General features: G+C 44.2%; 6 protein-coding genes and 1 pseudogene. 2 read left to right on the top strand and 5 right to left on the bottom strand.

Annotated features, from left to right (window positions below; translation table 11 throughout):
• Positions 1 to 394 (top strand): annotated as a pseudogene (locus tag VF500_RS20365) (hypothetical protein); the annotation flags it as partial.
• Positions 395 to 534: 140 nt separating this feature from the next.
• Here the strand turns inward: VF500_RS20365 and VF500_RS20370 are convergent.
• Entirely contained in the window at positions 535 to 2,514 is a 1,980-nt protein-coding gene (locus VF500_RS20370) for a dehydrogenase E1 component subunit alpha/beta (protein WP_330861442.1), read from the bottom strand.
• A 40-nt stretch (positions 2,515 to 2,554) separates the two neighbouring features.
• Here VF500_RS20370 and VF500_RS20375 point away from each other — a divergent pair, with 40 nt between their 5' ends.
• Positions 2,555 to 3,424 (top strand): DUF4198 domain-containing protein, encoded by an 870-nt coding sequence (locus tag VF500_RS20375; RefSeq protein ID WP_330861443.1) that lies wholly within the window; start codon positions 2,555 to 2,557, stop codon positions 3,422 to 3,424.
• Positions 3,425 to 3,617: 193 nt separating this feature from the next.
• On the opposite strand, the gene VF500_RS20380 is transcribed toward VF500_RS20375, so the two are convergent.
• From VF500_RS20380 to VF500_RS20395, 4 genes are all read right to left on the bottom strand, one after another.
• Positions 3,618 to 4,925, bottom strand: a complete 1,308-nt coding sequence (locus tag VF500_RS20380; protein WP_330861444.1) for a carbohydrate porin — start codon at positions 4,923 to 4,925, stop codon at positions 3,618 to 3,620.
• Between the two features lie 40 nt (positions 4,926 to 4,965).
• Positions 4,966 to 5,613: an HD domain-containing protein gene (locus VF500_RS20385; RefSeq protein ID WP_330861445.1), complete on the bottom strand. Its 648-nt coding sequence runs from the start codon at positions 5,611 to 5,613 to the stop codon at positions 4,966 to 4,968.
• A gap of 54 nt (positions 5,614 to 5,667) precedes the next feature.
• Complete coding sequence (locus VF500_RS20390; RefSeq protein ID WP_121232613.1) at positions 5,668 to 5,907, bottom strand: helix-turn-helix domain-containing protein; 240 nt, start codon at positions 5,905 to 5,907, stop codon at positions 5,668 to 5,670.
• Positions 5,908 to 6,175: 268 nt separating this feature from the next.
• Positions 6,176 to 6,673, bottom strand: a complete 498-nt coding sequence (locus VF500_RS20395) for a hypothetical protein (protein ID WP_330861446.1) — start codon at positions 6,671 to 6,673, stop codon at positions 6,176 to 6,178.
• Positions 6,674 to 6,778: the final 105 nt, after the last annotated feature.

Genomic DNA, 6,778 nt, shown 5'->3' on the forward strand with positions numbered 1-6,778 from the left:
CCCGGCTATTAAAACCGGCAGGGATATTTATGATTTTGTAGAACGCCATGTTAATATTGACCCGGTAGGCATCATCCCCTTAATGCCTTATCACGGATACTTTTCGTTACATAACGGCAAGGAAAGCACCAACCGGATCTATGAATACCAGATCACTATTTTTGAGGGGAAGGACGATAAATACCGTGGCATTAATGTAGCTTTTGTTGATACCTACGAGCAAAGTATCACCAATACCCCCGAGAATATTAAACTGCACCTTATTAATCGTAACAAGTTTATGCCCAACCCTGCTGTTTACTATGTTCATAGCGATATCACTTTTCCGCTTGAGCAAACGTTGCTGCCGGTGGCTAAAAGGAGTTTGGTAAAGTATATATCAAGCGCAGCGTAAGAGCTTTGGCCGCTACCGATGAAAAGTTTTAGAATCCAGGCTTACGAAGTTTTTAAAACTTTATAAGTCTTCCCCCACTGGTTGAAGTTTAGCGATAGCGTAACTTCGACCAGTAGCTGTGTGCAAGCCGGAAGTCATGCTTAATAAGCCAACAACCTCTCCATACTCTCCTCCAACCGCGCCTTAGCCAAAAATTGATCCTCCAAAGCCTTGTTCATGGGGATGGCCGTATCCAGGCTACCACAGCGCATTACAGGAGCATCGAGGTATTTAAAACAATGCTCTGCGATGTGAGCGGCAATTTCGGCCCCGAAACCGTTGGTTAGTGTGTCCTCATGTAATATCAGTGCGCGACCTGTTTTTTTAACGCTGGCTTCAACAGCTTCCTGATCCCAGGGTTGAAGGCTGCGCAGATCGATGACCTCTATGGATTGATCGGGATGTTTATCGGCATATTCCAGCGCCCAGTGTACCCCAAGGCCAAATGTAATGATGCTGGCCGTATCGCCTTGCTTGATGACGTTGGCTTTGCCAATCTCAATCATTATATCATTATCAGGCACATTAGCACTGATACTGCGGTACAGGTATTTGTGTTCGAAATAAATTACTGGGTTGGGGTCATCAATGGCGGCGAGCAGCAGGCCTTTGGCATCTGTGGGGAAGGCCGGGTAAACAACTTTCAGGCCGGGCGTTTTGGTAAACCAGGCTTCATTGCTTTGCGAGTGGAACGGGCCTGCACCGGTACCTGCTCCTGCAGGCATGCGGATCACCACATCAACCCCCTGTGCCCAGCGATAATGTGTTTTGGCCAGGTTATTAATAATTTGATTAAAGCCACACGTGACAAAATCGGCAAACTGCATTTCAACAACGGCTTTATAGCCGTTAAGTGCAAGCCCCATGCCTGCGCCAACAATCCCCGATTCGCAAATGGGGGTATTGCGCACGCGGGCTTTGCCAAACTCTTCTACAAAGCCCTGGGTAATTTTAAACGCGCCGCCATATTCGGCAATGTCCTGCCCCATGATCACCAGGTTAGGATGTTTGCGCATGGCTTGTTTAAGGCCATCGCTAATGGCATCTATATAGCGCTTATTGCTGACCGGTGATGGTTTTGCCTGCACAGCCGGGAAACTGTATGGTTTGTACATATCCCGTACTTCGGTGGCTACATCGGGTACAATATCAGTTTCGGCATAAGCCTTTTCAATCTCAGTTTCGATGAGCGTGGTGAACTCCTTACGGATAACAGGGATCATGTCTTTAAACAATACGCCTTCGGCAAGCAGGTATTTTTCAAAGTTTGTTACCGGGTCTTTTCCTGCCCACCACTCAAATAAGTTATTGGGGACGTATTTAGTGCCCGATGCTTCCTCATGTCCGCGCATCCTGAAGGTCATACACTCCAATAAAACAGGACGTGGGTTTTCACGAATGGCTTTATTAAGTGTGGTTATGGTGTTATAAACTTCAAGCAGGTTGTTGCCGTCAATGCGCCGGCCTTCCATACCATAGCCTATGGCTTTATCAACCAGTTCGCGGCAGTTATATTGTTCGTTTGTGGGCGTAGACAGGCCGTAGCCGTTATTTTCGATCAGGAATATTACCGGCAGTTTCCATACAGCGGCAATATTCAGGGCCTCGTGAAAATCGCCCTCACTGGTTGCTCCTTCGCCGGTAAAAACAAGGGTTGATTTTTTTTTGCGCGATAATACATCAGCCAGGGCAATCCCATCGGCCAGGGCAAGCTGCGGACCAAGGTGCGATATCATGCCGATGATCTTATACTCCTGTGTACCGAAATGAAAAGAGCGGTCGCGCCCTTTGGTAAAGCCCGAAGGTTTGCCCTGCCACTGGGCCATTAACCTGGAGAGCGGGATATCCCGGGATGTAAAAACACCCAGGTTACGGTGCATGGGTAAAATATATTCGTCGGCATTCATGGCCAGGGCACTGCCTACAGCTATGGCTTCCTGGCCAATACCCGAAAACCATTTACCTATGCGACCCTGTCTCAGCAGGATCAGCATCTTCTCTTCAACCATGCGCGGAAATAGCAATTTTTTGTAAAATGCCAGCAAAGTATCATTATCGAGGTTTTTCCTGTCAAAAATCATAACGTAAAACTACTGAAGTTTTTAAAACTTTGTATGTTTGATGAACTATCAAAAAACTATGAAACGCAACTCTATTTTCATCATTATACTACTGCTCATGATCGGCTTTGCGGCCAGCTCGCAGGATTTTTTCTTATTGCCACATAATTTTTACGTTCATAAAGGCGATAAGCTTAACCTGCACTTACTGAGCGGGAATGAGTTCAAGCCCGAAAATGAATTTAAGTACGCCACAGCAAAGGCAACTAAGTTTATGCTGTACGAAGGCTCGAAAAAAACAGATCTGTCAAAATTGAGCAACGCGGCCGATAGCAGCCTGCTTACTTATCAGCTGCAAAACTCTGGTCTTGCACTTTTTGAGCTGGTAAGGGAGGATGAAACAGAATCGGAAAGGAATAAATTTATCAGGGCGCTTGAAAGCGAAGGCCTTGATAAAATGGCCGAAGAAGCAAGGGCCAGCAGCCAGCAATACTTTGTTGAAAGGTATCACCAGGCAACCAAAACGCTTATTTCTGTAGATAAAGCGAACGGGAAGGACTTTGATAAACCGCTGGGCGAAGATTATGAAATTGTGATCCAGCAAAATCCGTACAAGTCTGCATATGGTGATGATGTTACTGCCCAGGTGCTTTTTAGAGGCAAACCGATGAAAGATGCTATAGTAATGCAGTATGTACGTACCCTGAATGGCACTATTGTTCCGCAAAAATTATTGAGCGATAGCAATGGTTTGGTGTTTTTTAAACTGAGCCGCGAAGGGGTGTATATGATCAGCTCAACCCATGTTGAACCATCGCAGGATAAAAAGGCCGATTACGAAAACTGGACTGCTACCTTCACTTTCGCCTTCAGTAACACCGACGATGCGCCGAATACTTACCGCGAATTTGGGTTTGGGAACAAGCATTAATTAGTGGCAGGTTTAAGTAGTAGTTGCAGTTATGAAAACGGCAGTTGTATAAGAAAAACAAATCATGTCATTGCGAGCGTAGCGCGGCAATCGCACGGAAGCATATCCGCCCTGTATAGTATGCGATTGCTTCGTCGTTCCTCCTCGCAATGACATATTTTTATCTGTCAGTTATTTAAAATTGCCGACTCGTTTAAAACTCCACGTGTGCCCTTAACGAAAGCACGTTTACCGGTCCCCTGTCTTTATTATAGGCAGGGTTCAGTAAAAATTGGTAGCCGGGTGTGATCCAGAATTTCTTTTGATAAGCGTTGATCTTATAGTCAAGCTCGGCAATAAACTCGGTGCCGTAATTAAGCTTACCATCGCCTATGATAAAACCGTAGCCGCCGGCCGCAAGGTAATCGCGGTGAGCATTTGAGATGCCGTTAGCTACAAAAGCCAGCCCCAGTTCGTCATCGCCGCGGTTCCATGATGTGCCTTTAAGTACGCCCCCAAAGCTCAGTGAACGGTCTATTTCTGTAAAATACCAGGTTTCAGTTTTACCGTCGTTGTAACTCACTTTTGCAAATACCCCAAAATCTTTGGTTAAATACTGATCGGCGCTGATGCCAAAACCATATTTGTGCCTGCCATAAGCTTGGGTAGTATCAACATTGGGTGCAACCGGACTTAAGGCCAAAGCCTGACGATAATCGCCCATTTTACCGTTGTTCCTAAAGCCCAGGATCCTGAAGGTTCCGTTCTGACCATTAAGGGTATAGCGTTTTTCGTACTCTAAGGTCTGGGTGTTGGCCCTGCCTATTTTTTGATCCCAAATTGCACCGTTGGCAGTAGTGGTCGACATGGTGAAGGCAAAGCGCAAGGTCCAGTTTGGTTGTCCCAGTTCGGTATGGATGCCCATAACATACCCGCGGGTATTGGCGGGGTAATCCCAAGCGCCGTTATCCATTAAGCTCCAGTTCATGAACTGCGTACGCGGATCGTGGCTAAATTCATTGCCGTCATAAAAATCGGCCATGCCAAATTTACCTACAGTAACCGAAAAATAGCGTTTGCTTTTTAAACCGGCCAACTGGTTGGCATCGTCGCTTATGGTGTCTTTATCCTTACCCCATTCAAAGTTTTGGGTAAAATACAAACGGGCGATATAGATCTTTGGCTCGGCACCGCCTACACGGAACGTTTCGCCATTGGGAAAACCGGCTGCACCTAAAGTTTTGCTCAAGCCCGCGCCACCCGAAAGTTCGGGATTAAAGTAAGCTTCAGCGCCTTTCCAAAGCCTTGCACCGCCAAAAAGTGTGGTTGTGATAGAGCTTTGTGTTTCCTCTCCGGTAAGTAAGCTGTTATCGCCGGTATAATCGGCATGGAAAGATGGTTTGTACTGGGTAATTACCGTTTGCTGGAAATGGAAGTTAAACCGTTGTCGTTTAACTGTATCCTGCCCAAAAGTAGCGGCAGCAATTAAAACAGGTATTATAGTAAGTATAAGTTTTTTCACGGGCAGTCAATTTTGGCGCAAAAGTAAGCTTTCGCGTTAACTATGAACCACATTCCTCAAAAAACTGTTTCAAATAATCTTCCATAAAGGCATGCCTTTGCGCGGCGATCGCTTTCCCGGTTGGTGTATTCATCTTATCCTTAAGCAATAATAACTTCTCGTAAAAGTGATTAATGGTTGGGGCAGTTGTGTTTTTATATTCCTCTTTGGTCATGCTAAGGTTGGGCTTGATCTCAGGATTATACAATTCGCGGCCTTTAAACCCACCGTAGGTAAATGCACGGGCAATGCCGATGGCACCGATGGCATCAAGCCTGTCGGCATCCTGTACTACTTCCAGCTCTGGTGAGTGAAAAGATTTTTTATCAAAGCTGGCCTTGAACGACATATGCCTGATGATCTGCTGTACATGTTCAATAACAGCGGCATCAACATTCATGCTTTGCAGATAATTGCCGGCCGTACGCGGACCGATCTCTTCATCGCCGTTATGAAATTTACTATCGGCAATATCGTGCAGCAAGGCAGCAAGTTCAACTACAAGCTGATCAGTTTTCTCTGTTTGGTTGATGAGTTTTGCGTTTGTCCAAACGCGGTGAATGTGCCACCAGTCGTGGCCGCCTTCAGCATCCCTGAGGGTATCGCGCACAAAATTTACAGTAGCGCCAATGAGTTTATTATGTTCCATCTTTTGCAAAGATACTAAGCAAAAGACAGAACAATGGGATTGTATATAATAACGTTAAGCAGCTACTACTTTTTCTGTATTGATAAGTTCGGCAACTTCAACCTCCAAAATAGAGGCGATCTGGAAGAGCCTTTCAACGGTTATCTTTGTATAACCTAACTCTATTTTGCTATAGGCATTTTGCGATATACCTAACTTAGCCGCAAGGTACTCCTGGGTATAATTTAGTCCTTCCCGTGTATGCCTTATGTTAGCAGCTATGGCCTTGATCTTGAAATTTAGCATATCTTTCATCCGATTACATATTAATTAGTTTATAACTAACGAGAATATTAGGGTTACGGATTTCAAAATTTTGAAATTTTTTTAATGAATGGCCTTTTGAAAGGCGAAATATTATGATTTTTTTAATTAAAAATTAACACCCGGTGTGAAGGCGTGTGTAATGTTATAGATTTTGAACGACTACGTTAATTAATAGTAAAGACAAAAAAAAATTTTTTTATAAAAAAAGCGACAGAATGTAAAATCTGTCGCTTTAGTGTGCCTTGTATTTTTAAAACTACTCGCTCAAATCGTAACTAACCGTTACTGAAGGTAGTAAAGTAGCTGTTTCAAGCGGAACCTGGTTATAGGATATGATAGGCCTGCGTTTGCTGTAATAATCAAATGCTGCTTTTATAGTTGCGTTACTGGCATTTGCAGGTGCATTAAAGTTGATAGAAAACGGCAAAATAAAATCATGCAGTTTTTCATGATCGGGGATGATCCATTTATGGTTTGATTTTTTCAGCGCATCAATGATGGGCACTACCAGTATGGCATCATCAGCATAGTAAACTATGATCTTTTTAATGGCACCTTTATCATCGGCAGTAAATTTAAACACAGCTGTGCCGGTCGCCTTCTTTTTGATGATCTCGGGTGATACAACAAGACTGTCTTTAAAAAAACGGTTCATGATGGGGCTTCCGCCCTGAAATGGAAATGCTAATTGTGTTTGTGCCTTAACCAGTACCGATGATAAAATAAGTGTTATAAATAACAGGATCTTTTTCATTTAATTTTCTTCTTTCGGTTCGCGTTTGCTGCCCAGGTATAGTTCATACTCAAACAGGCGGCAATCAAGCTTACCATTATAAAATTCAATTTTGCGGGCAGCCTT

This window comes from Mucilaginibacter sp., assembly GCF_036383575.1.
GTDB lineage: Bacteria > Bacteroidota > Bacteroidia > Sphingobacteriales > Sphingobacteriaceae > Mucilaginibacter.